The following is a 25,800-nucleotide window of genomic DNA, read 5'->3' on the forward strand; positions in this document are numbered from 1 at the left end:
TCTATCTGGCGGAGCCGACCGCCGCGGCTATTGCCACAATCGCGGCAGAAAGCCCGGTAGCCCACGCTAGGTTGCGGCCGATGTTGAAGGGCGCGGTGATGGTGGGCGCAAGGGACGGATCTGCGCGGACTGTGCTCGGGATCGGTTCGGCCGCCGACACTGAGCCGTTCTTCACCGACGCGTATGCTGCATTGATCTCCTGTGCTCGCCGGTGGGCGAGCTCCGGCGAGCCTGACCAACGATCCGGATGATACTTCTTCATCAACGCTCGGTAGGCGGCTTCGACAACTTCCGGCTCTGCGCCAGGCTGCAAGCCTAAGATCTCATACGGGGTCAGCACCGTCGAAACTAGTAACACATCCTAGCGAGCCACGGCCATCGTCCGGCGCCGCTACCAATCTGAATGATCACCCTGAGGCGCAGCTGCGAGTTAGTACACGACTTCCTCAGCATCGCTCTCGGTGCTGGAGCTGCTAGTTTGTTCGTCCGCATAGGAGCGGCATCCTTCGACGAAGCTCCATGAGCGCCCGCCACAATCATCCGCGTTGGTGATGCCCCGCTGTTCCGCCCACTGCCGACCGGCATCATGGCCGCTGCAATCTTCGGTGCACTGGTAACCGCTGGAGTAGAGCCCCGTCGCCGTGACGTCCCGGCGATCATCATATTCAGCATAGGTCTCGCCCGCGATTACAGGCCCTTCGCCCGTTTGATCTTTTCCCTCTGGACCGGCACCCGGCATCTCCTCAGAACTATCATCCGAAGTTTCAACAGCCTCTACCGTTGTAGCAGTGGCAGCTGGCTTATCCTCTTTAAGGGAGCAGTAGCCGACAAGAAGAATCGCCACGAAGACAAGCCATCGGCCGCCACTGGATGATTTTTGCTGAGCCATGCCGTCCCCCTCTTGTGGAGGGCATCGGCTCAGCATGCACTTGAGTCAACGGTTTTGCTCACAGGTGATTGGGGCTCTCAGAATCCGCCCGTCAGCGTAGGCAAAAGTGGGCAGGGATCGGCCGCAGCTAGTTGGCATAAACTTCGAATTAGGTAGGGCTGTGTGATGGGAGTGCTTGTCATCGCGAGCATCAACGGGGGAAACAACATGCTTGCTAAGCTCGAACGAGCCTATCTCGGATTATTGCGCGTCGTCATTCTAGTAGCGGCGACGATCGCCTTGCTGGTCGCGATTATTGGTGTGGCAACCGCTATACCGTCGTTGCTCAAATGGAGCGGTTTCACTGAAAGAGCGGAGCCGAGTGGCGGCACGCTTGGTGATTTCATCGCCGAGCAGAAGATCACGGATACCACGTCCACAACAGAAACGAAGGAAGCAGAGCCGTTTGTTATTCCTGACATCAAGGAAGCCGCCAAGACAATCAAAGCCTATCTATCGACTAGGGGAGACATCACGCAAAACGACTGGGAGAGGGGGCTTCAAGCTTACGCGGACGAAATGCCTGGAAACGGAGTCGACTACGCCCGTAGCGTCCGAACTCTAGCTAAAGAATTGCGAAGCAGCACTGGAAAGCCTCTTAGTGAGGCGCGCGTGCTGCAGTTGATTGAATGGCACAAGACACGATTCCAGGGAGACGTCGCAAGTCGGGCGGCGTCCGAAGCAGAAGGAAATGCACAATTCTGGATTAAGATCGGCTTCGCGAGCGCCGCTTTTCTAGGGTTTGTTCTTATAATTTTCATATTCCTTTTCGTCAAGATCGAGCGCAGCCTCCGAGTTGTTCAAACGGCTCGGGTGAACGATAGCTTTGGCGTCGCCGATGCGTAAGTGGGCGTGCTTCGCCTGCACGCTGCTCCTGGTGGCGGCCTGCCAAGACCGGAACGCGACCCAGCAGCCAGTAGATACAACCCTCAATGACGAAGAACCGGCCGCCCTGGTTTCAGATGATGCGCCCGCGCCAAGCGATGGCGAGACGTCTGCGACGGGGCGCGATCTTGAAGCCCAGGGCACTGAGGCAGGGGGCCCATACGCGAGCACCGCGAGTGATTACGGATATGACCCGCGGACTGCGCCAATCTCGGAGCCGGAACCGGTCGGCCCCCGGGATGCTGAGGCGCGGGGGGACATCTCGGCTTGGATTACGGCTGACGACTATCCGCCCTCATCGGTCCGAGCGGAAGAAGAGGGCGACGTTGTGATTCAGTGGGACGTCGGAATTACTGGGAGGGTAGAAAATTGTCGTGTGACAAGCTCGAGTGGGAGCGAAGCGTTGGACCAAGCCGCGTGCAGAGCGATCACAAGGCGGGGTCGCTATACACCCGCGACCGACGAAACCGGTACGCCAATCACCAAAACGATGTCTCGGCGAGTTAATTGGCGACTGCCGCGGTAGATGAACTGGGCGAGGCGCTCCAGCTTACGGCCGGTTCGCCTCACCCGCCTGTGCTCCTCTGTCTATCAGACGCTGTTTAATCGCTCGATAGGGTACGAGACAGCTCGTCCACGGGTGCCGCGGTTCAATTATCGCTGTTTTCCAGAACTCGGTTAGGAGACGCTGCTCGCCGACGAAGGGTCGCAGCACATGCAGCGCAAGCCGCACCTCGACAGTGCCTACGGCCTCGTCCGACGATCTTTGTGCTGCGTCACGTAAGATCTGGAGCGCCAGGTTGATGAGGGTGTTCCGGTGAGCCTGCCGTCGAGCGCGCTGCTTTCCGAAGGGCACCGCGAGGAGGGTGACCCGCGGCGCCGCGCATCGCTGCGGACACTTGACCGCCCAGCGGGCTGCTGCCCAGTCTGTGTTGCCGCCGTTGTTGCGCACCTCGGTGATCAGTGCATCCAGCTCCCACAACTCGGACGCCCTGCAGCTCCGGCACGTGACGCGCACCTGCGCTTCGACGCGGTGGAGATCGTGAAGGGACTTTGGCGGGCCGACCATCGCGGCATCATGCCAGAACGAAAAGCGAACGCAAGGGCTGGTGATGTTGGAGAAGTTGTGCACAGGTGGGCGCGATGATCACAATTCTCGCGCTCGCAACCACCGTAGTTCCGGCCGGTACCACGTTCCGCTGCACGCCAACGCGGGTATGGGATGGCGATGGCCCGCTATGGTGCGCCGAAGGGCCGCGCATTCGCCTATCTGGGATCGCGGCGCGCGAGGCTGATGGAGCTTGCCGATCCAACCAGCCGTGCCCAGCCGCTTCCGGCAACGCTGCCCGGGACGCGTTTGTTCGGCTTGTTGGTACGCCGGTCGGTAAGTCGCGCGAGGGGCACGTCCTGGTGAAAGGGCCAGCGCTTACCTGCCGATCGCTTGGCAACGCCAAGGGCGTCAGGACGGCGGCCTGGTGCAGCTCCCCGCAGGTGGGTGACTTGTCCTGCGCGATGGTAGCGACCGGGACGGTACTCAAATGGCCGCGATATTGGCGCGGGCATCGGTGCGGGGCTGAGCGGCGCGCGAACGGCCGCTAATTGGTGACGACCTCTTCGTCGAGCTGCTGCACAAGCTGATCCACGATGTACGATGCGTCGCAATGATCGCAGGTCGCGCCATCATCTCCCTCGTTGGTGAGAGATTCTCCGCACTGCTTGCAAGGCGTCACCATCCACCGACCGCAACAGCGCCGGTCTTCAAACAGTTCCTTCGATCGAAACTCCGGTCACCCGCCCTGCAGCGGAAGCTCACCAAAGGCCAGCCCCTGCTCGGCGACGCTACAGCGGACGCCGCCGCCCTCTGGCCAGCAGAACAGGCCGAGGCTCCAGAAGAGGCGCTCCACGTGCCTGCTGAGCGTCGTCACGACGTTGAGGTCGAGCGCGCCCTCCTCCGTGTAGCAGGCCGCGAGATCGCGGCCGAACAGCGTGATCCAGCTGTCCAGACCGTAAACTGCGAGCCGCTCAGGCAGATCGTCACCGTCAAACGGCTGCCCCTCGGCCAGGCCGTCCCGATGGCCGAGCCAGTCGGCTGCGTGGCCCAGCACCGCGGCCACCGTCTCGAGCCCTGCGAGGAAGGTGTCGTTGATGTCGCTCGGGCCGCTCATCCTCGACCGGGCCATGGCGATCTCGGCCTTCGCGTGCTCGAAGCTGTCGATCACCAGATCGGCGTAGACCATGCCCTCCTCCGGTGACACGAAGGCCGCCTGCTTCGCGCTCCAGTATTTAGACGGGGCCCGAGCCACCGATAGATGCAGCTCGCGGCCCATTTCGTCCGGCTTGAAGGTGGTGTCCTCGCCGAACCGCGAGCTGTTGGCTATCCCAGCAAGCATCTTGACCAGCAGATGAAGGCACATCGCCCTCAGGGCTGGGTCGTCTGAGGTCCACCCCTCCGCGACGCCGGCAGCCACCACGAGATGTTCCTTGCGCTTCCCGTCGCGCAGCACGGTCACCGGCATCGCGACGCCGGCTCCGTATGCTAGGGCACCGCTCGCGACCGGCGGGAGAACCGGGTCGCCGCGGTCGAGCTTGGCAAGAGCGTCCGGGTAGTCGACGGCGATCGTGACGCCGTCCAGATCCTGCAGCGGAATGTCGCGGGACAGGGCGCTGACCACCGCCTGAAGGACGTCGGCATATTCCTTCGCGAGAACGTCGTCGCCGAAGTCGTGCAGCGTCACCCGGTATGAGAACTGCTCCCATTCGAACTGGCGCGGCACCGCGGGCGCGAATTCGCCCGGCGCGAGCGATCGCGCCTTCTCCGCATCCGCCACCGCCTCGGCGATCCCGTCGGCCATCGCCTTCGCGGGGCCGCTTCCGATCGTCGCCGCGACACCATCCTCATCTCGCGAACGCGCGCTGATGAAGAAGCCTTGGCAGGCCCCTGCGGCCTCGACGCTAAACGTCGAGAGATCGACCGGTTCGCTGGGATCGAGGCGTCCCACGAGCATCCGGTCGGTTGATAGCGGGAGCAGGACCAGCGTGGCGTCGGCTCCCCCGGTGAACAGAAGCGCCTCCAGTCTTCCGTGGCCGGCCCGGGACAAGGCGACCGCGTCCGGCAGGATGAGGTCCGCTCCAGCTTCGACCGTCCAGGTGAAGCCCGAGAGTATTCCCACCCAGCCATGGTCATCGAGCGGCTTCGCGACCAGGTCGTTGTGACCGTCCCGCACCATCGTGCCCAGCCCGCCGAACAGCTCCGGCAACAGCGGCGACAGCACGGCCGCGACCTGCGCGGCAAACTCATCGCCGCGCTCGCGAATCACGAACGTCAGGAGCCGCTCGCTGAACGCCGCCGGGATGCCGGCCGGCACCAGCTTCTGCGCGGAGTCCCGGATCGCCTCCGTAACAGACGACGCCAGCGCCGGCGAGGCGAACCCGAGCATGCCCGCGAGGCGCGCCGGATCCGTAAACAGGCTCTCAATCTCTTGGAAGAGACCGGTCACGCCGCTCGACAAAGTCTTTCGCAGATGCGCCGTCCGCATCACGAGGTGGGTAACCGTCCGCGCGGCGTGCTCCGGATCGATTACGGTCCCCGGATCGGAGAGGCGCAGCTCCTTCACCCCCCGGCTGAAGCTTTTCTCGAACTCGGTGATAGCGTCGTCCAGCGTGACCTCGCCGGCAGCGCCCTTGCGGGAGTAGAACCAGTCCTCCACGCCGACGTCGGCGATCCCGACCAAGCGCGCGTGCGAACCCTGCCGATGAAGCCACGTGCGCTCCGCACCGTCGCCTGAGCCGTTCGACTCGGACAGGAAGCCGCGCTGCAGAAACTTTGGAACGTAGTGCTGACGCTTTCCCGCCATTCGTAATCCCTCGCTTATCCGGCCAATATGGGGGCGCCAGTCGGCGAGATCACCGACCTTAAGGGATGCGATCTACGTCGGACGCCTCGTTCAGTCCGGCGGTTGCCCGCGATATTCAAGCGGTGGACGTCTCCGGACTTCAGGTCCCGTCGAGGCGGGACGAATATCGGCTGACGAGGTCGCGGGCGCGGAGAAGGGCGTCCTGCTCCACGGAGATGCCGCGGCTGGACCAGATGAATACACGAAGCTGTCCTTTGCTCCCACAGCACACCGTGTGAAGGAACGGCAGCTTACCGCAATCGCTGCTCGAAAGACGGCCCGGTTTCACCAACGGTATCGAGTGACCCCAGCTGAACGAGCGGCAGCTTTCGGGTAAAGCGGTTTAGCAGCTGAATGACCGACTTTGGGCGCGCAGCTGCCGGTGCGCAACGTCTGGACGATGGCCGTTTATACCGCCGAAGGCGGATAGTCTGCACGCCAGCACTATTCGCCATCCCCGACGTGGCACCAAGATGCCAAAAGAAGACTGACGGCTCCGCCCCGAACTTCTCGGTTCGCCCAAAGGCTAGCGTCGGTGTAGGCTCGCGCCATGACGCCGGACCAGGAACGATGGGCTGAAGCGCTCGCGATCGAGCGCCAGCACGGCCGGCTGGCCCCCGTGTGGATCGCTGAACGGATCGGCGCCTTGGCTTCGGCCGGAGACGTCGACGGGGTCGCGCGGTTCCGCGAGGTTGCAATGAAGTACGAGCAACTCCGGGCAGGAAGGGGAAAGGCGTGAAGCTGCGCCGGCCAACGCTATTCGAGATTGAAGCTTGGCTGGTCGGCGCCATTGTCACTGCCGCCACGGTCACCAGCCTCACCGATTACGGCGCGTGGATCTGGAGCCTGCTGCACTGACATCAGTTGCGAAGGAAACGGCTTGCCTAGCGCCACTGCCTCATCAAACGAGCAGGTGAGCCAGCGGCCCTCGTCTTCCTCATCCAGCAGCACCGGCATCGCTTTGGGATGGACCGGAGCAACTAAGGGGTTCGGCTCGGTAGTCAGGAAGGCGAACACGGCCCCGCTCTCTGTCGGACGCCACACGCCGGCGAAGCTGACGATCGGACGGCTCGGGACGTCGAACCAGAACAGCGGGCGATTGCCGGCGGGGCCGGGGCCATACTCGCTGAAGCTGGTGAAGGGCACCAGACAACGCCGGTCGGGGTTGGCAAGCGCCGACTTCCAGAACGGGGACATGTAGTTGCGGACGTTCGTGACCTTCGTGTCGAGCATCACGGGCTTCCCAGTCGTCTTGTCGATCCGCTTGCCCGGCACCTTGCGCGGAAAGCCCCAAGCCATGGTATCGAGGATGCGTTGACCGCTCTCCCGTCGCGCCACCCACGCCAGCCGGTCGGGGAACAGTTCGGGCGACGGGAACGTCGCGTCCTCGGGGTAGATCGGTTCCGCGCCATAGCGGGAGGCTAGTTCTGCCTGCTTGGCGGACATGCGGTAGCGGTTGCACATGCTGGCAAGGGTTGGAAATGGCACTGCCGGAGTCAACGATGTTGATGGGCGAGGCGCAGCCCATGCCATTTACCGTGGGCTAAGCGTCGCCGAACTCTTGTGAGGTAAGCATCCGCCTGAAGAGCGTCCTTCGCACGGTGGCGCCTGGTGTTACAGTAGCGGCAGGCGGCTACGATGTTGGAGGACTCGTCGCGACCACCACACGATCGCGCAATGACGTGCTCCGCGGTAACTTGGAGATGACGAGCGGACTCCGCAGACAAGTTGTGGCGCTGAGCGAAGGTTGCGGCATCGGCCAGCCACATAGGCTGTTCGCAGTAGAAGCACCGGCCGGCCTGGCTTTCAAATGCCCGTCGCTTTAATCGTCGAAGATCGGTCATGTCGTCACCACATGGAAAGTTGATCCAGTGTGGGACGCTCCGACCTCGGGGCCGGGTTGAGGCGAGAGCTACTGCTCGCGTCCGAAACGGCCATCACCGTTTCCACAGTCCTCGACGAGCCGCTGCTGCGATACCCGCCGCCACAACCTGCATATCGGCCCCCCAATTGCAAGAGCTTCGTGCTGAAAGGATGCGTTGCGCAAACAACCGCGATAATAACTGCTTGGGGGAGAAGTGGCGTGCGATTAGAGGTTGTTCTTGTTCTTGCGGCAGTCACAGCCGCGTGGTCGCCGAACGTTGAAGCAACACCGGGCGGTCTCAACGCCCGGGGCTGTCACAACGATCGCAAGGGTGGGACCGGGTACCATTGTCACGGCGGGTCCGCTGAGCCTACGCGGCGCGTTCAAGCCCTTCGATCATCCACCGGCGGCGCTTTCGCGAACTGCTCAGCGGCAAGAGCGGCGGGGGCAGCGCCAGTGCGACGAGGTGATCCAGGCTACGGCCCGCATCTGGACCGCGATGACGATGGCATTGGCTGCGAGCGCTGAAGCGTGAACCTAAAGACCTCGTCCACGAAGAGATGCGAAGCGCTGCTGAAGGTGTGCCGGTAGCGCCTGCTCATCGACCTCCGGCACCGTGACCGCAGACGCCGCGGCTTGAAAGCCGTAGACCTTCTGGACGATCTCACGCCCCGCAGGAGGCAACTCGGCGAGTGGCACGCTCAGGAGAGCTGATCGCAGCGCCTTCGCTTTCTCAGAGGCCGTGACGAGGCCTTCGATCGAGCGCCCCAAGACCGCTGCCCGCTTCTGCGCAGCGTGGCGAGCCACAGCGGCCGCGTCGCGCTCCTTCTTGGCGGCAGCAAGCATTAGCGCGGCTTCTCGGCGCTGGACCTCCAAGTGAAGCGTCGCTTTTCGCACCGCCGCCTTCTCGCGGGCCAAATCGGCCTTCTCCCGCAGGATCTCGTCAGCTCGCGCCTTCAGTAGAAGCCGTTGCTGCTCCTGTTCCCGCATAGCCGTTGATGCCTTAGCTGCCTCAGTCTCAGCTTCCTCGCGCGCCTTTTCAGCAGCCTCAGCGGCTTCCGCCGCGCGCCGCTTCTGCTCATCAAGGTCGGCGAGTTCGGCCGCATACGGCCGGTACTTTGCGCGCGATCGGGACTTGCCTCGAACCAAGCCCAATGAAGTCATGGCCTCGGCATAGGCGTCATGCACTTTCTGATACATTCCAGGCCCGGAAATGCTGCGGGCTTCAAGCGCCCACGTTGTTCCGCGCTCGGGCCAACGGCGATAGGTCTTTTCCACCAGCGGCAGCAGGACGACGTGGATGTGAGGCGTATGCTCGTCGAGGTGAAGAACCATCGAGACGATCCGGTTCTCTCCCCACATCTTCCTCGCAAAGGAGCAGGCGGCCCTGATCCAAAGCCCAGTGCGCTTCGCGGCTTCTTGGTACGGGCCAGCGGTGAAGAACGGCCGGGAGGCGGTCATAATCACCTCGAACGCAATCGCGGCATTCTTGCGTAGCTTGAATGGATCAATCTTGTGATCCAACAAACGCGCTTTCACCTCGGCGACCAGGGCCGTTGTGCCGCATAGGTGAATAGGCCTCGGGGCAGTTGGGTCACAATGCGGTTCGGGCTTCTCTCGGTTGTTGTGGGAGGCGATAGCCGCCAGTCGGGACCACGTCTTCACCGGTCCTTGATCGCTGAAGGTAACGACACCGTAGTTGTCAACCATCACTTTTCCCCGCTCGCAGGAGTATTGTCCCGAAGCTGGAGTGAATAGGCAATAACCCCCTCAAACCACTTGTTGAATTATCCTCGAAATTGAAGATCCCGAATGCTGGCGGACGAATTCGCTATGCCTAGTAGCGGTTTCGGGTGTGCGTACGACCAGGCCGGAGAATGAAAGGGAAAAATAGGAAGGCATCCTTGCCTGGCGACGCGCTCAATAGTGGTCCGCCCGACAAACCTTTGTCATCGCGGCTGCATGCATTGCCTAAGCGCTTCAGGTGAAGGATGAATGCAACAACCACGAACTTCAAGAAGATTGCGGCGGTCCGCCTGACGGTTGCGCGCAGGTCACGCGAAAGCCTTCGCCGCCATCTGTCGAAGCTTCGCCGGCGGCGATGAAGGAGATCCCAGCAGCTGTGAACGCCTGCATGATTTTCGAGACCGAGGAGTCCTGCATCGGTTGACCGCCTTCCAACCGCTTCACCGTCATGATCCCGACACCCGCCGCTTTGGCCACGTCGCCCGCGGTCCAGCCAAGGTAGGCTCGGGCAGATCGGCATTGGGCAGCGGTCAAGAGCATGCAGTGCCATATCATCCGCGGCGCGCGAATGAACAACGGTCAATAGCGAACACTTGCGAACGCCGATGAACGGTGGTACCCAAAGTACCAGCAACGACCGGTTGCGGAGATTGAGCCCTCCGCCCCCGGTCTAACCACAACCGTTCTGGAGGAACGATAATGGCTATGAGTCCACTACCGGGAACCGCGTGCCTGGCCAACCCAGCGCGGCCGACGTCCAGCTTGAGCAACAGCACGGCGCAGGCTGTCGATATGGCGCGTCTGCACCTACGCAGCGGCAACCCCCGCGGTTATGCGCGCGCCCTGGCTGGTGAGCATCGCGCTTCCAGCAAGCGCCAGCAGTTCGCGATTGAGGCCGTGATCGCCGCGGACGCGTGCGAGCGCCTGTTCACCCGGCATCCCGGCCACGGCTGCCTCATGGCACGGGAGGGCTGACCGATGACCAGCAATCATATCGCCGCGCCCAAGATCGCCGAGCCAACCGAGTTAGTGGTCGAATTGGCTCTTGCTCTCGAACGGGTCGCTGTCCTGCTCGCCAGGACCAATAGCGACCTGATGAAAGACGTCGTGAGCGGCCTGCCCCGCGAGCTTCAGGCAGTGCACCACTCCGCCTACACCGTGTGGTGCAGTAATCAGATCGCTGTCGAGAAGCTGGAGGAGATACACAAGCTGCTGGCAGACGCAGGAGACGAGCTGCACGCCCACCCGCAACGGCGAAACGGTGGCCCGGGGCAGCAAGCTGATGCGACCGAGGCCCGACATGCCGAATGGACTGAAGCGCTTTCCGCCTGGGCCGCGGCGCGCTCGGTCGTCGCGCGACAGGATGCAACACCCGGCGGTGTCCCCGACGAGCAGATGGATAAAGCCACTGGCGCGGAGCACGAGGCGGCAGAGCGCCTTGCGGCACTTCCGGCTCCTGATCGGGCGGCGGTGGGGATCAAGATCAACGCTCTCCTCGACTCGTTCGGCGGGCCAATTGACGTTCCGACGCTGCGGATGATCGCAGCTGACGCTGTGCGCGGCGAGGAGGCATGATCATGACCACACCGACTCGCCATCTCGTGCTGATGCTCGACACCGTACGCGAGCGGCAGGAAGCGCTCGACGCCGCGGAGAAGCGCAATGATCTCTCGCATGTCGAATGGGCGTCCGCGTCCCGTGTCTGGAGCCGGCAGCAGCAGGCGCTGTCGTGTGCGATCATCGCCGAGCCGCCGCAGACCTTTGACGACGTGCTTGCAGTGCTGTCGGAACTCGCCGGCTGGCATGAGCTGATTACGGGCCAAGGGGAGGACGCGACTGAACGAGAGCTCCGCGACCTTCACGAGATGACGAGAGTCGCAGTCGCCAATTGCACGCAGCGTTTGGCCAGCCTCTTCCGTCCGGATGAAGAGCCGACCGAGGCGCAGCGCAGCGCGCTCAGCTGGATCTCCAAACAGACGAAACAATGGCTTCCTGCAGAAGGAGGGCGCTAACATGCGCAGCGTTGCATCTCGCCGCAGTTTCATGAGCGCTGCCGGCATCGCGGCTATCGCCTCGCTCAGCATCGCTGCTGAGCCGGCGAAAGCATCCCGACCATCCTGCAACCCGCGCCTCACGCGCCTCATCGCGCTGTATGATCGTGCAGACGCGCAATGCGAACGCTTCGATCGTGAAGTGGAGATGCCTGCTCGCGACGCATGCCGAGCAGCCATCGATGCGCTGCCGTCCGAACCACCGCCACCCCACGTGGAAAGCAGGACAACCTTCGAGAATGCCTTTGGCGAGACCGCGCGACTCTCGACGTCGGTTCCGGGGCTAGTGGCGTCAGCGCCAAGGTGGCTCTCCGACCCGGCATTTGCGGGACCGGAGCTGGAGGACTGGCGGCAGGCGCATCGGGAGATCTTGGAGGCGAACGAGAAGCGCGAGGCTCTGATCGCTGCCCAGACCGAGAAGCGGCGAGCGATCGAGGCAGAAAAGAGATCACGGTTTAGGATCGAGGCCATCGCCGCCCGGTCGGCTGATCTCGCCCGGCGGCGCGACAACCTGGCCGACGCGGTGTTGGCAACGCCAGCGGCCAATCTCACCGACCTGGCAGTGAAACTCGAGTTCATCGAGCGCCTCGTCAGTCCCGGTCAGGTCACCGAGCATGAGTTCACCTTCATTAGCGCCGACATTCGCCGCTTGGCGGGAGAAGCATGATGCCCGATCCGAGCTTCGACCCGCGGCTATGGCTCTCGGCGTTCGCGGCTATCGGTGGAGGCTACGCGCTGACGCCTGACCGCAAGCTGTGGCTAGTTGTCGACGGGTACGATGATGAAGCACTCGCCGCCTGCCTCGCTCCTCTCGTCGGCGAGCCCGAGCGCCAGAGCGCAATCAAAGCCGCGATCGAACAGCGGCAGCTGGGGGAGGCTGCATGATGGCGCACCTTCCCCTTTCTTCACCGGCCCGGCACCCGCAGTTCAGCCCTTGGACGCGACGCCGTACCAGGCGCTGGGTGCGGACTAACAACATAGGGCACGCCGGCATGCTGTTTGCGGCCATTCCTTCTCTGCCGCGGGCCGAGCTGGCCCGCCTCACCGAGCGGATGATCGATCGCATGGACGAGATCGATGGTGATCCCGACCTCGAGCACCTGCGTGAGGATGATGAGGACACCCACGACCAGGAACAGGAGGAGGCCTACGATTAGCCCCGCCGCTTGGGAGCCGGCACTGCCAGCGCCAGTCTCGCGACCAGCCCCCGTTCGACATGCTCGGACGGGGGCATTCGCGCGCGTGCACCGCTTCGCGGAGAGCCATGCGCTGTCGCAGCAATACGGCGCCGACTGGTGGATCCCGATCTATCGCCAGCTCTTTCCGACGCTCATGTCGGCCGTCGCTATCGAGCAGGACGGATGGGCACAGCGCGCTGGTATCGATCGTCTGCTAACGTTAGCGTGCGGCCGCACGTTCACGGTCGACGAGAAGATCCGGACCGAGGACTGGCCCGATGTGCTGCTGGAACGCTGGTCGGATGAAGGGCGCAAGTCGCCCGGCTGGGTGCAGAAGCCACTCGCCGCAGACTTCATTGCCTATGCTCACGCGCCTGCGGCTACGTGCGTGTTGTTGCCCGTACCGGCTCTGCAGCGTGCCTGGCGCCAACATGGTCGGCAGTGGATCGGCCTCTATGGTCAGCGTCGTGCGCAGAACGCTGGTTACACCTCGGTCAGCATCCCGGTGCCCCGAGGCGTTCTGATGCAGGCGATCGTAGAGGCGATGTTTGTTAGCTAAGATCAACTAGGCGGCAGCCGAAAGCCTATCAAGATCTTGATTCACGATAGCACCGAAATGCTGCGCTTCCTCAAAGCTGATCGGCCACTCCGATAGGGCGCTTGAGCCTACCACCTCTTCAGGTGTGAACCTGCGGGAGCCAATATCCCGCGCCACTGCTTCCTTCTGCTCAGACGGGGCATCCGGTTCGTCCCGCAATGCATCGACGATATGTCTCTGCCATTCGACGTTGGCTTCTTCAGGCCAGCTTGTCTCGACTAAAAGTTCAAGGCCGACGGCTTTAAGTATAGCAAGTATGAAGGTTGCGCAGGTGAAGCCCCTTCCCGTTGGGCCGGGTATTATGTTTCCTGTTTGCGGATCAAAGGAAAACCCCTCAGCGTTTAGCCCATACGGGATACCTGGTTGCCGCCGAGCAATCCTGTCACAAACGACCGCTAAATACTTAGCGTTTACTGGATCCAGACTGTTGTCTACCCAAAAGTAGGATTGTTTTAAAGGCTCATAATAGAGGGTATAGTTCCAGCCAAGGTGAAGAAGGCGGAACTCCTCATCTTCTCCCTTGAAGGCGATCGCCGAATGATTCTGGCTTTCACTTATTCTGCGAATTGCAAGAACGAAGCTCACCGTATCAGAATTAATTGTGTCGACAGCCTGAAGCAAGGATCAGTCAAGCCCCGCTAGCATTCGTGTGCCAGCGCCTCTCGCTGTAAGAACAGCTTTGGCGCGTTCGACAAAGCTGCGCCAATGCGACAGCTCTGTTCTCGCTGAGAACGTCGTTCTGGCTATGGTCACGATCGCTTCGGGGCTCATCATTTCGATGGTCGCCGATGCGAGATCATCGTCGATAGAAGAGAAGTCAGCTTGAGACAGGCGGCTTGAGAGAGAATCGACTATAGCCCCAACTTGGCTGAACGTCAGAGTATCGGTGCTGGACTCAGAAAGTGCAATCCAATCAGATTTTGGGTTAGTAGGTTTGCCAGCTGTCTCGAGGCTCGTCCACACGCTGTATACGCGCTCAGTACAAAGCGCGCCGACAGCCAAAAACCGATACAATTGATGTGACGCCGCGGCTGAGGTCTGAGTGCCCAAGCTGTAGACTACGTAGGTCGGCGCAGCTTGACTGATAGCAAGCTCCGCCATCCCGCGCATTATGTCGGCATTGGAATGGAAGCAGGGATCCCAGACGTGATTGGTCAGCGAGTCATCTGGCCAAGCGAATTCAAGGCCTGCCCACTCAGTGCCGGCGCCTGGATCGTCAAACAGTAGCTCGCTGATCATGTTACGCCCAATCCAGTGGAGCCCGGAAGATTTATATCTGCCTGAAGGCGGTCGGAAAGCAACTTGGATAACAGTGCTTTGTCAGCCAGATGTAGATCTTGGAAAGTGCTCATAACGGATGATTCAAAATCTGCGCCATCCGCGAAAAGAGAACCCTTTCCCGATGATTGTTTCGAAATAACCTGCAATATCGTTGCATTGGGACGGGCGTGCTCGCCCATTCCGATCTCGATGTTTAAATTGTACAGCGTTCTGCCAAGATCGCTTTGGTCGTCGATCCAACCGGAATGAAGATGCAGGAATGTTTCTCGATCAATCATGTCTCCGGTCACGTAGGGAGAATCCTGTCGAACGAGGTCGCTAAGCGGCGGAATGCTTTCTGTGTCGCTCACAAATCTATCCACGCAGCGCAACTCAACAACGGAAACACGGGCGGCATTATTCTCGGCGAGAACACTTGCCACTGGGCTCAGAATTGTTGTTATGTGAGCGACCATATCCGCCCACCGCTTATACCGATGGGTGCGGAAGGTTACTGCATTACGCTCCAGAGTCAGTTCCTCTGCCATGGAGCCGTCCGGCTCCACGCGCTGGAAAACTGTACCGGGGGTCATCTCAGCCGCCGAGTAGCCTGGCGAAATTACCTGCCTACCGAAAAGCAGAGATAAGGGGTCTAGCTGCACGCGGCCGGGCAAACCGGACTTCGCGGCTAACTCCGCAGCCTTAACGACCGCGGTACTGTAAACCGCATCCGTGGTCGCGCCACTTATTCTGACGCCTACAACTGCCTGCTCGATGGCATGAGCACCCGAAACTGGGCGATACGAAGCCATCAAAATCCCCACCTCAAGCCTACTATTGATGTGTTGCGTGTCGTGCCGGCGAAGTCAAGCAAGCCAGAACTCCTCTTCGATGCACATGGCGCGATCCTGCGCCGGGACCACTGCACGCTTGATTAACGAGCAGAGAGGCCGGCCGATCCGAGGATGTGCCGCTAACGACCAACAAAGCCTCACTTGCCGCAGACGGCGCCGCGCAGTGGCTGACTACGGCAGCGTCGTGGAAGATGCAAACTCGCCGGGCGGTGTGCTGCCGCAAGCTCCAGAGTTGGCACTGGCAAGCCCGGGGCCTGCAGCAAGCCTCGGCTAGGACGTGAGCAGGGCCTCGCTGCCGGCGGCTACAATCAAGGCTCCTACCACAATTGCCCCGAGTACGACCGCGTACAACGCTAAGTCCATGGAGGCCCTGAGTTGGAGCCCAGATGCATCCGCCGCGGCCGCATTGTCGGCAATCTGTTCGTCGAGCGTCGCCGCTTGTTCCAGTAATGCCTGACGCAGATCGCACGCTTGGCCCGTTCCGTAACACTGCCATTTCTCGGGGAGCCAATTCCGTGGTTGGTTGCCCGGAAAGTCGAAGTTCTTCGGCCGCACCACATCAATAGCCTTCATGATCGCTACTCCGAGCATGAAAGCCACGCCGACGCCGGTTCCGGCCAGCAAAAGGTTCTTGCCGGTGGTCAGGAGTGCAGCGGACCCGCCAAGCACCGCTGCGGCAACCGTAACCAGAAGTGCCGCCCATGCCATCGCGCGCTGATCGGCTGCGTTCGCCGTGGCGAGTTGCGCATCTATACGACGCTCCCCCTCACGAACGACCTCTTTCAGGATGTCATTATCAAGCGCTTTAAGAGAATCCAGATTGCATCCCACCATTTTGCAAGTTTACCATCGGTCATGGCTAAAACACCAGAAAAGCAGACACGGACCGGCAACTTCTCTGATAGCTCGGGACGCAAGGAAAAGGCGGGCACGACCCGGCCTCCGACGCAAAGTCCGGAAAGGAAGCCTGTTCCTCCTGCTCCAACGAAGAAGCGTTAGAGGCAAATCTCATCAGGGCACGAGGAGCGTCGCCTTAATGGCGGCGGTGCTTTCGTCTCAGCTTACTTACTGTCCGTGATGCTGGGCAGCTTCATCTTTCGCAGTTGCGCAACCATCCGCCGTGCTTCCTTCGGCGCAGCCTGCATGAATAGAGTGAACAACTGCGCCTCCGCCATTGCATCGTTGCCGGCGCTGAGCGGAAGCGCGAGCGGCTGGCGAGCCCGGACTCCCGGCTGCGCCTCCACGACAATCACGCGCCACGTCATGCCGACGGGAGGGTCGCTCAAATCGCGAAACTCACCGGGGACAGCGTTGCGCAAGCGAAGGCGGCGATCGGGGTTCTTCTCGAACCAAGCCGCATCCCCTTGGGTCGCGACTTCTACAAAAAGGTCGGGAGTGGACATAGCTCACGTGCTCTACGGGGTCCGCTTCAGAACGCCAACGCCCGCTCCTGCTCGCCACAAGCCTTGAGCGCGTGTGGGAACGTATGGGGGTTAGATCGCCAGCGATCCGGTAAAAAACGCCCATCTACAGTGTGCTAGCAGAGAGCGAATGGTGCCGCTTACAGGACTCGAACCTGTGACCCCCGCATTACGAATGCGATGCTCTACCAGCTGAGCTAAAGCGGCACGGGCGCTCTGGCGAGCGCGCTGGAAGCGGGCGCCTAGCAGGGGTTTGGGTATCGCGCAAGTGGCTGTCGCTCACATGGGCACGGCCGAGAATTTACGCGCTTTTTACCATGGTCGTGGCACAAGGCGGGACGGACAAGACGTCCAGAGGGATGATGGCATGGATAACCGCGGCTTCGATCGGCCCGGCGCGGACCGGGGCAGTGATCCGACCGATGGTGGGATCGGCGAGGCGACGTTTGCGATCGGCGCCGATGAGCGGCGCATGCACGTGCGCGCGTACAACCATTGGGTGTCGCTGCTGAAGGGCGGTGCCTATCCGCGGATCAGTGACCTTGATCCCGCCGGCAACATGGATTTCGGCGCGCACGGCGTCCTGCTCGATTTCACCGACGGGCTCGACGATCCGGTCATCACCTTCCTGGGCGACGCGCTGCGCGAGGAATGCGGTGTCGATCGTGCGATCTCGCGCATCGGGCAGGTGCCCGCACGCTCGCTGCTGTCGCGGCTGACCGATCATTATCTGAAGATCATCGCCAACCGTGCGCCGATCGGCTTCGAGGCCGAGTTCGTCGGCACCCGCGGCCACAACACGCTGTATCGCGGCATCCTGATGCCGTTCACCTCCAACGGCGAGACGATCGATTTCGTCTATGGCGTGATCAACTGGAAGGAGATCGTCGGCGCCGAGGAGCAGGCGATGCTTGCCGCGGAGCTCGATGCCGCGGTGCGCAGCGCGCCGCGCCATGAGGTGGTCGGCGCCGTCTGGGCAGATGGCCCCGGCGCGTCGCGCGGCAGCGAGGCAGAGGCGCCCCCCGCGCGCACCCCGCTGGCGACATTGGCGCTCGACCTGCCCTCCGCAGCGGACCAGATGGTCGTGCTGCTGGCGAAGGCGCGCGGCGATGGCATGTTCGATGTGATCGGCAGCGTCAGCGAGGACCAGGACCTGATCCGCCGGGTATCGACGACGATCGGCTGAACGTTGCTTCCGAAGCCGTTGATAAGGCCCCGCGCCGCCTAACTGGGGTTGAGCCCCGCGACAGGGCGGCGCATAGGCCGCGGCCATGTCGAAAGCTTCGATGAAGGCGCTGACGCAAGCGCTAGCCGAGCGGCTCACAAAGGGCGCTCTCCCGGGGGAACTGGACGGCTTTGGTCCGGATGAGCGGATGGAGGCGGCCGCCTTCCTTGCCGCGACCGCGCAGACCCGCGCGGCGGGGACTGCGGCGGTAACGCTGGAGCAGCTGCCGGGCGACGGCCCGCAGCGCCGGATGCGGCTGGCGATCGTCAATGACGACATGCCCTTCCTGGTCGATTCGATTGCCGGCATGATCGGGGCGCACGGCCTTGCCATCGACCGGATCCTTCATCCGGTGGTGCCGGTGCACCGCGATGCCGACGGCGCGCTGGAGAGCGTGGACGAAGCGGGCAACCGCGAATCGATGATCTATATCGAAACCGAGCGCGCCGATGCGCGTGAACGACGCGAACTGGTTGACGATCTGACGGCCGCTCTGGCCGATGTGCGCGTGGCGGTGGCCGATTGGCGCCGGATGCAGGCGACGCTCGCGGCCGATGCCGCCAGCATCGAGGATGTTGGCGGCGATGCGGAAGGCGCCGCGCTGATTCGCTGGTTCCTCGACCGGCATTTCACCCTGCTGGGTCACGAGCGTTGGCTCGCCGATGGCAGCAGCGATGGCGAGCCGCTGGGCATCAGCCGTCATGAGCATGAGCCGCCGCTGCTCGCCGAACGGTCGCGCCGGCTGGCGATGGATTACTTCAACAGCGGCAAGTCCGCGCCATTGCTGCTCAAGTCCAGCCTGTTGTCGCCGGTGCACCGGCGCGTACCGCTTGACCTGGTCGTCGTGCCGATCTGTCGCGGCGCGACGGTCGCCGGGCTGTCGATCCACGCGGGCCTGTGGACTTCGGCCGCGCTCAACGCCCCGCCGCGCAGCGTGCCGGTGCTGCGCCAGCGGCTGGCCGACCTGGAGGCAAAGCTCGGGTTCGATCCGCTCGGCCATACCGGCAAGGCGCTGACCCACGCGCTGGCCACCCTGCCGCACGATCTGGTCACCGCCGTGTCCGCGGAATCGGTCGAGGAACTGGCGCTCGCGGCAATGAGCCTTGCCGATCGCCCGCGGCCCAAGCTGGTGCTGGTCCGCTCCGCACTGGGCCGGCACCTGTTCGCCTTCGCCTGGGTGCCGCGTGACGATCTGTCGACCGCGCGGCGCGTGGCGATCGGCGATATGCTGGCGGAAGCGGCCAACGGGTCGATCCTCAACTGGTCGATCGCGCTGGAGGACGGCCGTGTCGCGCTAATCCGCTACACCATCGACCTACGCCAGTCCGGCGTCGTTCCCGATGTCGCGCCGCTCGACGCGCGGCTCGAAAAGATGGTGCGCGGCTGGGAGCGCGACGTGGAGGCGGCGCTGGCCGAGCGTATCACGCCTTCGCGCGCGGCCCGGCTGGCGATCCGCTGGGCCGGGGCTTTCCCGCCCAACTATCGCAACCTGTCGACCGCGGAGGAAGCGGCGGAGGACGTGCTGCGCGTCTCCGACCTGGCGGACGAGAATGATCGGGCGGTGCACATCTACCCGACGGTGGCGGGCGATGATCACCGGCTGAAGATCTACAAGTCGCATGGCGCGCTGGCGCTGTCCGAAGCGGTGCCGGTGCTGGAGAATTTCGGCTACCGCGTGATCGGCGAACTGCCGACGCGGCTGCGCGATGACAGCGACAGCTTCGTCCACGATTTCATGGTTCAGCCGCAGGGCGATGTCGCCAACATCGACCGCGTCGTCCTGGAAGAGGCGATCACCGCGGTGCTGAAGGGCGTGGCGGAGAATGATGCCTTCAACCGCTTGATGCTGGTGGCTGGCCTTACCCCGTCCGCGGTGCTGCTGTACCGCGCCTGGTTCCGCTATCTGCGTCAGGCGGGGATGACCTACGGCCTGTCGACGGTGGCCGATGCGCTCGGCCGTGCGCCGGTGCTGGCCAAGGCGCTGATCGACCGCTTCACGCTGGCGCATGATCCTGCCGCGACCGGCGATGTCGAGGCGATCGATGCGGAAATCGCGGCCGGGCTCGACACGATCGTGGCGATCGACGACGACCGCATCCTGCGCGCGTTCAAGGCGGTGATCGCCGCGACGCTGCGCACCAACGCCTTTGCCCCGGCGGCGGCAGAGGCGCTGGCGTTCAAGCTCGACAGCAGCCGTATCCCCGGGCTGCCCGCACCGCTGCCGTGGCGCGAGGTGTGGGTCTATTCCCCGCGCGTGGAGGGCATCCACCTGCGCTCCGGCCCGGTCGCGCGCGGCGGCCTGCGCTGGTCCGACCGGCGTGACGATTTCCGCACCGAGATCCTCGGCCTGATGAAGGCGCAGCGGGTCAAGAACGCGGTCATCGTGCCGAGCGGCGCGAAGGGCGGCTTCTATCCGAAGCAATTGCCCAGTCCGGCGGTCGATCGCGATGCATGGCTGGCGGAGGGTACCGAGAGCTACCGCATCTTCATCCGCACCTTGTTGTCGATCACCGACAATGTGGTCGCGGGCAAGGTGGTGCATCCGGACGGCGTGCGGGTCCACGACGGCGAGGATCCCTATTTCGTGGTCGCGGCGGACAAGGGCACGGCGACGTTCAGTGACGTTGCCAATGCGATTGCGCTGGAGCGTGGGTTCTGGCTCGGCGACGCCTTCGCCAGCGGTGGCAGCCACGGCTATGACCACAAGGCGATGGGCATCACCGCGCGGGGCGCCTGGGTATCGGTACAGCGCCACTTTGCGGAGCGCGGCGTCGACGTGCAGCGCGAGCCGATCCGCGTGGTTGGCTGCGGCGACATGTCGGGCGACGTGTTCGGCAACGGCATGCTGCTGTCCAAGACGCTCAAGATCGTCGCGGCGTTCGACCACCGTCACATCTTCCTCGATCCCGATCCCGATCCGGCGGCAAGCTGGACCGAACGGGCGCGGCTGTTCGCGCTGCCACGGTCGAGCTGGGAGGATTATGACAAGGGGCTGATCTCGGCTGGCGGCGGCGTCTTCTCGCGCACTGCCAAGACCATCCGCCTGACCCCGGAGGTGAAGGCGGCGCTCGACATCGCGGTGGACGAGATCGAGCCCACGGCGTTGATCTCGGCGATCCTGAAGGCGCCGGTCGACCTCATCTGGTTCGGCGGCATCGGCACCTATGTGAAGGCGGCGTCGGAGAACAATGCGACCGTCGGCGATCCCGCCAATGACCGGCTGCGCGTTGACGCGGAGGACCTTCGCGCGATCGCGGTTGGCGAAGGGGCCAATCTGGGCGTCACCCAGGCCGCGCGTATCGCGTTCGCGGCCAAAGGTGGCCGGATCAATACCGACTTCATCGACAATTCGGCCGGCGTCGATTGTTCGGACAATGAGGTGAACATCAAGATCGCGCTGAATCGCGAGATGGCCGAAGGGCGGCTCGCGTTCGACGATCGCAACACGCTGCTCGAGGCGATGACCGACGATGTCGCCCATCTGGTGCTGGAGGATAACCGGCTCCAGACGCTGGCGCTGTCGATCGCCGAGCGTGGCGGCGTGCGCGCCGTGCCCAGCTACATCCGCGCGATCGAGATCTTCGAGGCGGCGGGCCGGCTGGATCGACGCGTCGAGGGGCTGGCGTCCAACGCCGACCTGTCGCGCCGCGCGGCGGAGGGTGAGGGGCTGACCCGGCCCGAACTGGCGGTGCTGCTGTCGACCGCCAAGCTCGCGCTTCAGGATGCGATCGAGCAGGCGGGCCTTGGTGCCGACGCCTTGCTGGAGCCGGACCTGCGCGCAGCCTTCCCGACGGCGATGCAGGAGAAGTTCGGCAAGGCGATCGACGAGCACCAGCTGCGCGGCGAGATCGTCGCGACGAAGCTCGCCAACCGCATTGTCAACCGCATCGGCCTGCTGAACCCGTTCGAACTGGCGGAAGAAGAAGGCGCGGCACTCGGCGATGTGGCGTCGATGTTCGTCGTGGTCGAGCGGCTGTTCGACCTCGGCGCGCTGTGGCGCGACATCGAGACGACCGCCATGTCGGAGGACGGCCGCCTCGCGCTGTTCGAAGGCGTGGCGCGCGCCGTGCGCGGGCAGGTGGCGGACCTGTTGCGGGTGGTCGATCCCGGCACGATGCCGGGCGAGGTGCTGAAGCGGATTGGCGGCGGCGTCGCCAAGCTGGAAGGGCAGGCGAGCGAGCTGCTGCTGCAGGAGGCACGTGCCGCCAGCGCGCGGATGGCGGAATCGCTGACCGCCACCGGCGCGCCCGCGTCGCTGGTGGCGCGGGTCGTCCGGCTGCATGAAATGGACGGCGCGATCGGCCTCGTCGATCTGAGCGGCAAGAACCACACCGACGAAACCAAGCTCACCCGCGCTTATACGCGGCTGGGCGCAGCGCTGGGCATCGACTGGGCCCAGGCGATGGCGGCGCGGCTGGTGCCGGCCGACCCGTGGGAGCGGTTGCTGGTAGCGGGGCTCGCCCGTGACTTCGAGCAGATGCGGCTGGATTTCCTCGCCCGCGACAATCGCGCCGACATCGATGCGGTGGATGCGTGGCTGACGGAGAATGAGGCGGCCGTGGCCCGCTTCACCGCCGTGGTGAGCCGCGCACGCGGCGCTGCCGCACCGAGCGCCGCGATGCTGGCGCAGGTAGCCAGCCAAGCGCGGGTGTTGCTCGGCCGCTAGACCAGAAAAAGAGCCCCTCCTCGTGGTGAGGAGGGGCTCTTCCTTGTTTGCTCAGCCGCGCCGCGACGGCGCGAGCCGATCAATCGGCGACGCGCACCACCAGCTTGCCGATTGCCGCGCGGCTTTCCATCTTCGCGATTGCATCGCCGCCCCGGTCGAACGGGAAGATCTCGGTCACCTTGGGCGCAATCTTGCCCTCTGCCCACAGATCAAACAGCTGTTTGATGCTGGCGCGGTTCTTAACCGGCTCGCGCGCCGCGTAAGCGCCCCAGAACACGCCGCGGATGTCGCAGCTCTTCAGCAGCGTCAGGTTCAGCGCGATCTTGGGAATGCCGGCGGGGAAGCCGATCACGAGATAGCGGCCTTCCCAGGCGATCGAGCGGAGCGCAGGCTCGGCATAGTCGCCGCCGACCGCGTCATAGACGATGTCGAACCCGTTCTTGCCGGCCTTTTCCTTGAAGGTATCGGCCAGTGCCTTGCTCTCGTCCTTGGAGAAGGGCGCGCGGCCATAGATGATGACGTCATCGGCGCCTGCATCACGCACCGCCTGTGCCTTTTCCTCGCTCGACACCGCGCCGACAACACGTGCGCCGAACGCCTTGCCAAGTTCGACCGCGGCCAGGCCGACGCCACCCGCTGCGCCCAGGACCAGCAGATTGTCGCCCGCCTTGATGTTACCGCGATCGACCAGCGCGTGGATGGTCGTGCCATAGGTGAGCAGCATCGCCGCCCCTTCCTCGAACGAACGCTCGTCGGGGATGGCGTAGATGTTGTCTGCCTTCATCGCGATCTTCTCGACGAGGCCACCGTTGCCGGTGTTGCCCATCACCCGGTCGCCCGGCTTCCACGCCGTCACGCCTTCGCCGACGCTTTCGACGACGCCCGACACCTCACCGCCCGGCGCGAAGGGGCGCGGCGGCTTGAACTGATATTTGTCCTGGATGATCAGCACGTCGGGATAATTGATCGCGCATGCCTTCACGGCGACGATCACTTCACCGGGTTTGGCAACGGGATCGGGAAGCTCCCCAATCTCCAGCGTTTCAGGTCCGCCCGGCGCCCTCGACAGCAATGCTCGCATTCGTCTCTCCCGCAATCCACGGACGATGCTCATCAAGCATCGTCTCGTATTTCGAAATCGCGGTATCCCTTGCCAGCGTCAGGCCGACCTCGTCCAGCCCCTCCATCAGGCACTGGCGACGGAACGGGTCCAGTTCAAAGGTGAAGCGATCCTGGAAGGGCGTGGTGACGGTCATCGTTTCCAGGTCGATGGTGATCTCATCGGTCTTTGCGACTTCGATCAGGCGGTCCACCGCCTCCTGCGGCAGAACAACGGGTACGATCCCGTTCTTGAACGCGTTGCCCGAGAAGATGTCCGAGAAGCTGGGCGCGATCACCGCCTTAATGCCCATGTCGCCCAGCGCCCAGGCGGCATGTTCGCGGCTGGATCCGCAGCCGAAATTGTCGCCAGCGATCAGGATCGGGCTGCCGGCATAGGCGGGATCGTCGAAGATGTTGCCGGGCTGCGCGCGCACCGTCTCGAACGCGCCGCGGCCAAGGCCGGCGCGCGTAATGGTCTTCAGCCAGTGGGCGGGAATGATCACATCGGTGTCGATGTTCTTCGCGCCCCACGGATAGGCCTTGCCCGAAACGGTACGAACGGCCTCCATCAGCGTTGCTGGACCGTGGCCAGCGTGCTGGGGGTGGCGATCGCGCTATAGGCCGCGACGCCGCTGAGCAGTGAGCCTGCGATCAGCAGGACGAATACTTTCTTCATGTGGCCAAGCCCCTGTTTAAGCCATCAACTCGCGAACGTCGACGAGGTGCCCCGTGACAGCCGCGGCGGCGGCCATCGCGGGCGATAGCAGATGCGTACGCGCACCAGGACCCTGACGGCCAACGAAATTTCGGTTGGAGGTGGAGGCGCAGCGCTCGCCCGGCGGCACCTTGTCCGGGTTCATCGCGAGGCACATGGAGCAACCCGGCTCCCGCCATTCGAAGCCGGCGGCGGTGAAGATGCGATCGAGCCCCTCCGCCTCTGCCTGGCGCTTCACCAGGCCAGAGCCGGGGACCACCATGGCGCGCACGCCATCCGCAACGCGCCGGCCATCCGCGACGGCAGCGGCGGCGCGCAGATCCTCGATCCGGCTGTTGGTGCACGATCCGATGAAGACATGCTGGACGGGGACGTCCTGAAGCCGGGTGCCGGGCGTCAGGCCCATATAGTCGAGCGATTTCCTGGCTGCCTCGCGCTTCGACGCATCGGCAAAGCTGTCGGGTTCCGGCACGGTGCCGGTGATCGACACCACGTCCTCCGGGCTGGTGCCCCAGGTGAGCGCCGGCGCGATTTCCGACGCGTCGATCACCACGGTGCGATCGTAGCGCGCGCCCGGATCCGTCGCGAGGGTTCGCCACCAGGCGACGGCCTTGTCCCAATCCGCGCCCTTGGGCGCCATCGGCCGCCCCTTGATATAGGCGAAGGTGGTTTCGTCGGGGGCAATCATGCCGGCGCGCGCGCCCGCCTCGATCGACATGTTCGCGACGGTCAGCCGTCCCTCGACCGACATCTCGCGGATGACGTTGCCGGTATATTCGATGACATAGCCGGTGCCGCCCGCCGCGCCGATGCGGCCGATGATCGCCAGGATAACGTCCTTCGGAGTCACGCCGAAGCCGAGCGTACCCTCTACCCGCACTTCCATCGTCTTCGACGGGCTGAGCAGCAATGTCTGCGTGGCGAGCACATGCTCCACCTCGCTGGTGCCGATACCGAAGGCGAGCGCGCCGAGTGCCCCGTGCGCCGAGGTGTGGCTGTCGCCGCACACGACGGTGGTGCCGGGCAGGGTGAACCCCTGTTCGGGTCCGACGACATGGACGATGCCCTGTTCAGCAGCGAGTGCATCGATGTACGGCACGCCGAAGTCAGCGACATTCTGCCGCAGCGCCGACAATTGCGTCGCGCTTTCGGCGTCGGCGATCGGCAGTTCGCGGCCCTCGGCGTCGACCCGCGCCGTCGTGGGCAGGTTGTGATCGGGAACGGCGAGCGTCAGGTCAGGACGACGCACCCGGCGGCCGGCGACGCGCAGCCCCTCGAACGCCTGCGGGCTGGTAACCTCGTGAACGAGGTGGCGATCGATGTAGATCAGGCACGTGCCGTCGTCGCGTCGTTCGACGACATGCGCGGCCCAGACCTTTTCGTAGAGGGTAAGCGGACGACTGGCCATGACGCGC

The 25,800-nt window shown here is 63.7% G+C and carries 28 protein-coding genes, 1 tRNA gene and 1 pseudogene; 14 read left to right on the forward strand and 16 right to left on the reverse strand.

All coding sequences use genetic code 11. The features are described 5' to 3' along the window. Position 1: 1 nt before the first annotated feature. Together CA236_RS00120 and CA236_RS00125 are read right to left on the reverse strand one after the other, a co-directional pair. A complete protein-coding gene (locus CA236_RS00120; RefSeq protein ID WP_125944078.1) occupies positions 2 to 358 on the reverse strand; it encodes a J domain-containing protein in 357 nt (118 codons plus the stop codon). 72 nt (positions 359 to 430) lie between these two features. Beyond that, the gene (locus CA236_RS00125) at positions 431 to 889 is read right to left on the reverse strand and encodes a hypothetical protein (RefSeq protein ID WP_125944079.1); all 459 of its coding nucleotides are present in this window, start codon (positions 887 to 889) and stop codon (positions 431 to 433) included. A gap of 165 nt (positions 890 to 1,054) precedes the next feature. Here CA236_RS00125 and CA236_RS00130 point away from each other — a divergent pair, with 165 nt between their 5' ends. Together CA236_RS00130 and CA236_RS00135 are read left to right on the forward strand one after the other, a co-directional pair. Then, positions 1,055 to 1,774, forward strand: coding sequence for a hypothetical protein (locus tag CA236_RS00130; RefSeq protein WP_125944080.1), 720 nt, complete (start codon positions 1,055 to 1,057; stop codon positions 1,772 to 1,774). Then, positions 1,767 to 2,339 carry an energy transducer TonB gene (locus CA236_RS00135; RefSeq protein ID WP_125944081.1) on the forward strand — a complete coding sequence of 191 codons (573 nt, stop codon included), beginning with the start codon at positions 1,767 to 1,769 and terminating at the stop codon, positions 2,337 to 2,339. The genes CA236_RS00130 and CA236_RS00135 overlap by 8 nt, the downstream gene beginning before the upstream one ends. Before the next feature lie 24 nt (positions 2,340 to 2,363). On the opposite strand, the gene CA236_RS00140 is transcribed toward CA236_RS00135, so the two are convergent. Next, positions 2,364 to 2,945, reverse strand: coding sequence for a hypothetical protein (locus CA236_RS00140; RefSeq protein ID WP_125944082.1), 582 nt, complete (start codon positions 2,943 to 2,945; stop codon positions 2,364 to 2,366). Between the two features lie 11 nt (positions 2,946 to 2,956). Here CA236_RS00140 and CA236_RS19020 point away from each other — a divergent pair, with 11 nt between their 5' ends. After that, on the forward strand, positions 2,957 to 3,412 hold the full coding sequence (locus CA236_RS19020) for a hypothetical protein (protein ID WP_125944083.1): 456 nt from the start codon (positions 2,957 to 2,959) through the stop codon (positions 3,410 to 3,412). A 188-nt stretch (positions 3,413 to 3,600) separates the two neighbouring features. On the opposite strand, the gene CA236_RS00150 is transcribed toward CA236_RS19020, so the two are convergent. Then, positions 3,601 to 5,667 carry a hypothetical protein gene (locus CA236_RS00150; RefSeq protein ID WP_125944084.1) on the reverse strand — a complete coding sequence of 689 codons (2,067 nt, stop codon included), beginning with the start codon at positions 5,665 to 5,667 and terminating at the stop codon, positions 3,601 to 3,603. A gap of 589 nt (positions 5,668 to 6,256) precedes the next feature. Between CA236_RS00150 and CA236_RS00155 the strand changes: the two genes are divergently transcribed. Beyond that, complete coding sequence (locus CA236_RS00155; RefSeq protein WP_125944085.1) at positions 6,257 to 6,445, forward strand: hypothetical protein; 189 nt, start codon at positions 6,257 to 6,259, stop codon at positions 6,443 to 6,445. Positions 6,446 to 6,462: 17 nt separating this feature from the next. Here the strand turns inward: CA236_RS00155 and CA236_RS00160 are convergent, their stop codons facing one another. Then, positions 6,463 to 7,170 carry an SOS response-associated peptidase family protein gene (locus CA236_RS00160; protein WP_125944086.1) on the reverse strand — a complete coding sequence of 236 codons (708 nt, stop codon included), beginning with the start codon at positions 7,168 to 7,170 and terminating at the stop codon, positions 6,463 to 6,465. Positions 7,171 to 8,026: 856 nt separating this feature from the next. Here CA236_RS00160 and CA236_RS19305 point away from each other — a divergent pair. Beyond that, positions 8,027 to 8,098 (forward strand): excalibur calcium-binding domain-containing protein, encoded by a 72-nt coding sequence (locus tag CA236_RS19305; RefSeq protein WP_241212473.1) that lies wholly within the window; start codon positions 8,027 to 8,029, stop codon positions 8,096 to 8,098. 9 nt (positions 8,099 to 8,107) lie between these two features. Here CA236_RS19305 and CA236_RS00175 read toward each other — a convergent pair whose 3' ends face one another. Together CA236_RS00175 and CA236_RS00180 are read right to left on the reverse strand one after the other, a co-directional pair. Further along, complete coding sequence (locus tag CA236_RS00175; protein ID WP_125944089.1) at positions 8,108 to 9,280, reverse strand: plasmid recombination protein; 1,173 nt, start codon at positions 9,278 to 9,280, stop codon at positions 8,108 to 8,110. A 303-nt stretch (positions 9,281 to 9,583) separates the two neighbouring features. Continuing rightward, on the reverse strand, positions 9,584 to 9,856 hold the full coding sequence (locus CA236_RS00180; protein WP_125944090.1) for an XRE family transcriptional regulator: 273 nt from the start codon (positions 9,854 to 9,856) through the stop codon (positions 9,584 to 9,586). 222 nt (positions 9,857 to 10,078) lie between these two features. On the opposite strand from CA236_RS00180, the gene CA236_RS00185 reads away from it, so the two are divergent. The 7 genes from CA236_RS00185 (at position 10,079) to CA236_RS00210 (ending at position 13,104) form a co-directional block, all read left to right on the forward strand. Then, positions 10,079 to 10,291 carry a hypothetical protein gene (locus CA236_RS00185; RefSeq protein WP_125944091.1) on the forward strand — a complete coding sequence of 71 codons (213 nt, stop codon included), beginning with the start codon at positions 10,079 to 10,081 and terminating at the stop codon, positions 10,289 to 10,291. Between the two features lie 3 nt (positions 10,292 to 10,294). Beyond that, positions 10,295 to 10,891, forward strand: a complete 597-nt coding sequence (locus tag CA236_RS00190) for a hypothetical protein (RefSeq protein WP_125944092.1) — start codon at positions 10,295 to 10,297, stop codon at positions 10,889 to 10,891. Next, positions 10,888 to 11,328 carry a hypothetical protein gene (locus CA236_RS00195; protein WP_125944093.1) on the forward strand — a complete coding sequence of 147 codons (441 nt, stop codon included), beginning with the start codon at positions 10,888 to 10,890 and terminating at the stop codon, positions 11,326 to 11,328. Before CA236_RS00190 ends, CA236_RS00195 begins: the two co-directional genes overlap by 4 nt. A 1-nt stretch (position 11,329) precedes the next feature. Next, positions 11,330 to 12,034 carry a hypothetical protein gene (locus CA236_RS00200; protein WP_125944094.1) on the forward strand — a complete coding sequence of 235 codons (705 nt, stop codon included), beginning with the start codon at positions 11,330 to 11,332 and terminating at the stop codon, positions 12,032 to 12,034. Then, complete coding sequence (locus CA236_RS00205) at positions 12,034 to 12,252, forward strand: hypothetical protein (RefSeq protein WP_241212438.1); 219 nt, start codon at positions 12,034 to 12,036, stop codon at positions 12,250 to 12,252. The genes CA236_RS00200 and CA236_RS00205 overlap by 1 nt, the downstream gene beginning before the upstream one ends. 107 nt (positions 12,253 to 12,359) lie before the next feature. After that, the gene (locus tag CA236_RS18610; RefSeq protein ID WP_164518805.1) at positions 12,360 to 12,524 is read left to right on the forward strand and encodes a hypothetical protein; all 165 of its coding nucleotides are present in this window, start codon (positions 12,360 to 12,362) and stop codon (positions 12,522 to 12,524) included. An 85-nt stretch (positions 12,525 to 12,609) separates the two neighbouring features. Further along, a complete protein-coding gene (locus CA236_RS00210) occupies positions 12,610 to 13,104 on the forward strand; it encodes a hypothetical protein (protein ID WP_241212439.1) in 495 nt (164 codons plus the stop codon). A gap of 6 nt (positions 13,105 to 13,110) precedes the next feature. Here the strand turns inward: CA236_RS00210 and CA236_RS00215 are convergent, their stop codons facing one another. From CA236_RS00215 to CA236_RS00240, 6 genes are all read right to left on the reverse strand, one after another. Then, positions 13,111 to 13,764 (reverse strand): hypothetical protein, encoded by a 654-nt coding sequence (locus CA236_RS00215; protein WP_164518806.1) that lies wholly within the window; start codon positions 13,762 to 13,764, stop codon positions 13,111 to 13,113. A gap of 3 nt (positions 13,765 to 13,767) precedes the next feature. Then, positions 13,768 to 14,382 carry a hypothetical protein gene (locus CA236_RS00220; RefSeq protein ID WP_125944097.1) on the reverse strand — a complete coding sequence of 205 codons (615 nt, stop codon included), beginning with the start codon at positions 14,380 to 14,382 and terminating at the stop codon, positions 13,768 to 13,770. Continuing rightward, positions 14,379 to 15,227 (reverse strand): TIGR04255 family protein, encoded by an 849-nt coding sequence (locus CA236_RS00225; RefSeq protein WP_164518807.1) that lies wholly within the window; start codon positions 15,225 to 15,227, stop codon positions 14,379 to 14,381. Before CA236_RS00225 ends, CA236_RS00220 begins: the two co-directional genes overlap by 4 nt. Before the next feature lie 300 nt (positions 15,228 to 15,527). Further along, complete coding sequence (locus CA236_RS00230; RefSeq protein ID WP_125944099.1) at positions 15,528 to 16,091, reverse strand: hypothetical protein; 564 nt, start codon at positions 16,089 to 16,091, stop codon at positions 15,528 to 15,530. A gap of 227 nt (positions 16,092 to 16,318) precedes the next feature. Beyond that, complete coding sequence (locus CA236_RS00235; protein WP_125944100.1) at positions 16,319 to 16,660, reverse strand: hypothetical protein; 342 nt, start codon at positions 16,658 to 16,660, stop codon at positions 16,319 to 16,321. Positions 16,661 to 16,809: 149 nt separating this feature from the next. Next, positions 16,810 to 16,885: transfer RNA gene (locus CA236_RS00240), tRNA-Thr, on the reverse strand. Positions 16,886 to 17,045: 160 nt separating this feature from the next. Between CA236_RS00240 and CA236_RS18905 the strand changes: the two are divergent. Together CA236_RS18905 and CA236_RS00250 are read left to right on the forward strand one after the other, a co-directional pair. Continuing rightward, positions 17,046 to 17,666 (forward strand): annotated as a pseudogene (locus CA236_RS18905) (hypothetical protein); the annotation flags it as partial. Between the two features lie 283 nt (positions 17,667 to 17,949). Further along, entirely contained in the window at positions 17,950 to 22,569 is a 4,620-nt protein-coding gene (locus tag CA236_RS00250) for an NAD-glutamate dehydrogenase domain-containing protein (RefSeq protein ID WP_125944101.1), read from the forward strand. A gap of 79 nt (positions 22,570 to 22,648) precedes the next feature. On the opposite strand, the gene CA236_RS00255 is transcribed toward CA236_RS00250, so the two are convergent. The 3 genes from CA236_RS00255 to leuC form a co-directional block, all read right to left on the reverse strand. After that, on the reverse strand, positions 22,649 to 23,650 hold the full coding sequence (locus CA236_RS00255) for an NADPH:quinone oxidoreductase family protein (RefSeq protein ID WP_125944102.1): 1,002 nt from the start codon (positions 23,648 to 23,650) through the stop codon (positions 22,649 to 22,651). Then, complete coding sequence (gene leuD, locus CA236_RS00260; RefSeq protein WP_125944103.1) at positions 23,613 to 24,239, reverse strand: 3-isopropylmalate dehydratase small subunit; 627 nt, start codon at positions 24,237 to 24,239, stop codon at positions 23,613 to 23,615. Before leuD ends, CA236_RS00255 begins: the two co-directional genes overlap by 38 nt. A gap of 123 nt (positions 24,240 to 24,362) precedes the next feature. Continuing rightward, positions 24,363 to 25,793, reverse strand: coding sequence for a 3-isopropylmalate dehydratase large subunit (gene leuC, locus CA236_RS00265; RefSeq protein WP_125944104.1), 1,431 nt, complete (start codon positions 25,791 to 25,793; stop codon positions 24,363 to 24,365). Positions 25,794 to 25,800 lie beyond the last annotated feature (7 nt).

The organism is Sphingomonas sp. ABOLG, from assembly GCF_003950435.1.
GTDB classification, from domain to species: domain Bacteria; phylum Pseudomonadota; class Alphaproteobacteria; order Sphingomonadales; family Sphingomonadaceae; genus Sphingomonas; species Sphingomonas panaciterrae.

Bases quoted from the DNA above. Each gene is read 5' to 3' on its own strand.
- CA236_RS00180 (WP_125944090.1), bottom strand. From the start codon at position 9,856: ATGCTCTTGACCGCTGCCCAATGCCGATCTGCCCGAGCCTACCTTGGC.
- CA236_RS00155 (WP_125944085.1), top strand. From the start codon at position 6,257: ATGACGCCGGACCAGGAACGATGGGCTGAAGCGCTCGCGATCGAGCGC.
- CA236_RS19020 (WP_125944083.1), top strand. From the start codon at position 2,957: ATGATCACAATTCTCGCGCTCGCAACCACCGTAGTTCCGGCCGGTACC.
- CA236_RS00255 (WP_125944102.1), bottom strand. From the start codon at position 23,650: ATGCGAGCATTGCTGTCGAGGGCGCCGGGCGGACCTGAAACGCTGGAG.
- CA236_RS00195 (WP_125944093.1), top strand. From the start codon at position 10,888: ATGATCATGACCACACCGACTCGCCATCTCGTGCTGATGCTCGACACC.
- CA236_RS00205 (WP_241212438.1), top strand. From the start codon at position 12,034: ATGCCCGATCCGAGCTTCGACCCGCGGCTATGGCTCTCGGCGTTCGCG.
- CA236_RS00250 (WP_125944101.1), top strand. From the start codon at position 17,950: ATGTCGAAAGCTTCGATGAAGGCGCTGACGCAAGCGCTAGCCGAGCGG.
- CA236_RS00230 (WP_125944099.1), bottom strand. From the start codon at position 16,091: ATGGTGGGATGCAATCTGGATTCTCTTAAAGCGCTTGATAATGACATC.
- CA236_RS00235 (WP_125944100.1), bottom strand. From the start codon at position 16,660: ATGTCCACTCCCGACCTTTTTGTAGAAGTCGCGACCCAAGGGGATGCG.
- CA236_RS00160 (WP_125944086.1), bottom strand. From the start codon at position 7,170: ATGTGCAACCGCTACCGCATGTCCGCCAAGCAGGCAGAACTAGCCTCC.
- CA236_RS00220 (WP_125944097.1), bottom strand. From the start codon at position 14,382: ATGATCAGCGAGCTACTGTTTGACGATCCAGGCGCCGGCACTGAGTGG.
- CA236_RS00135 (WP_125944081.1), top strand. From the start codon at position 1,767: ATGCGTAAGTGGGCGTGCTTCGCCTGCACGCTGCTCCTGGTGGCGGCC.
- CA236_RS00175 (WP_125944089.1), bottom strand. From the start codon at position 9,280: ATGGTTGACAACTACGGTGTCGTTACCTTCAGCGATCAAGGACCGGTG.
- CA236_RS00200 (WP_125944094.1), top strand. From the start codon at position 11,330: ATGCGCAGCGTTGCATCTCGCCGCAGTTTCATGAGCGCTGCCGGCATC.
- CA236_RS00190 (WP_125944092.1), top strand. From the start codon at position 10,295: ATGACCAGCAATCATATCGCCGCGCCCAAGATCGCCGAGCCAACCGAG.
- CA236_RS00130 (WP_125944080.1), top strand. From the start codon at position 1,055: ATGGGAGTGCTTGTCATCGCGAGCATCAACGGGGGAAACAACATGCTT.
- CA236_RS00150 (WP_125944084.1), bottom strand. From the start codon at position 5,667: ATGGCGGGAAAGCGTCAGCACTACGTTCCAAAGTTTCTGCAGCGCGGC.
- CA236_RS18610 (WP_164518805.1), top strand. From the start codon at position 12,360: ATGCTGTTTGCGGCCATTCCTTCTCTGCCGCGGGCCGAGCTGGCCCGC.
- leuC (WP_125944104.1), bottom strand. From the start codon at position 25,793: ATGGCCAGTCGTCCGCTTACCCTCTACGAAAAGGTCTGGGCCGCGCAT.
- leuD (WP_125944103.1), bottom strand. From the start codon at position 24,239: ATGGAGGCCGTTCGTACCGTTTCGGGCAAGGCCTATCCGTGGGGCGCG.
- CA236_RS00125 (WP_125944079.1), bottom strand. From the start codon at position 889: ATGGCTCAGCAAAAATCATCCAGTGGCGGCCGATGGCTTGTCTTCGTG.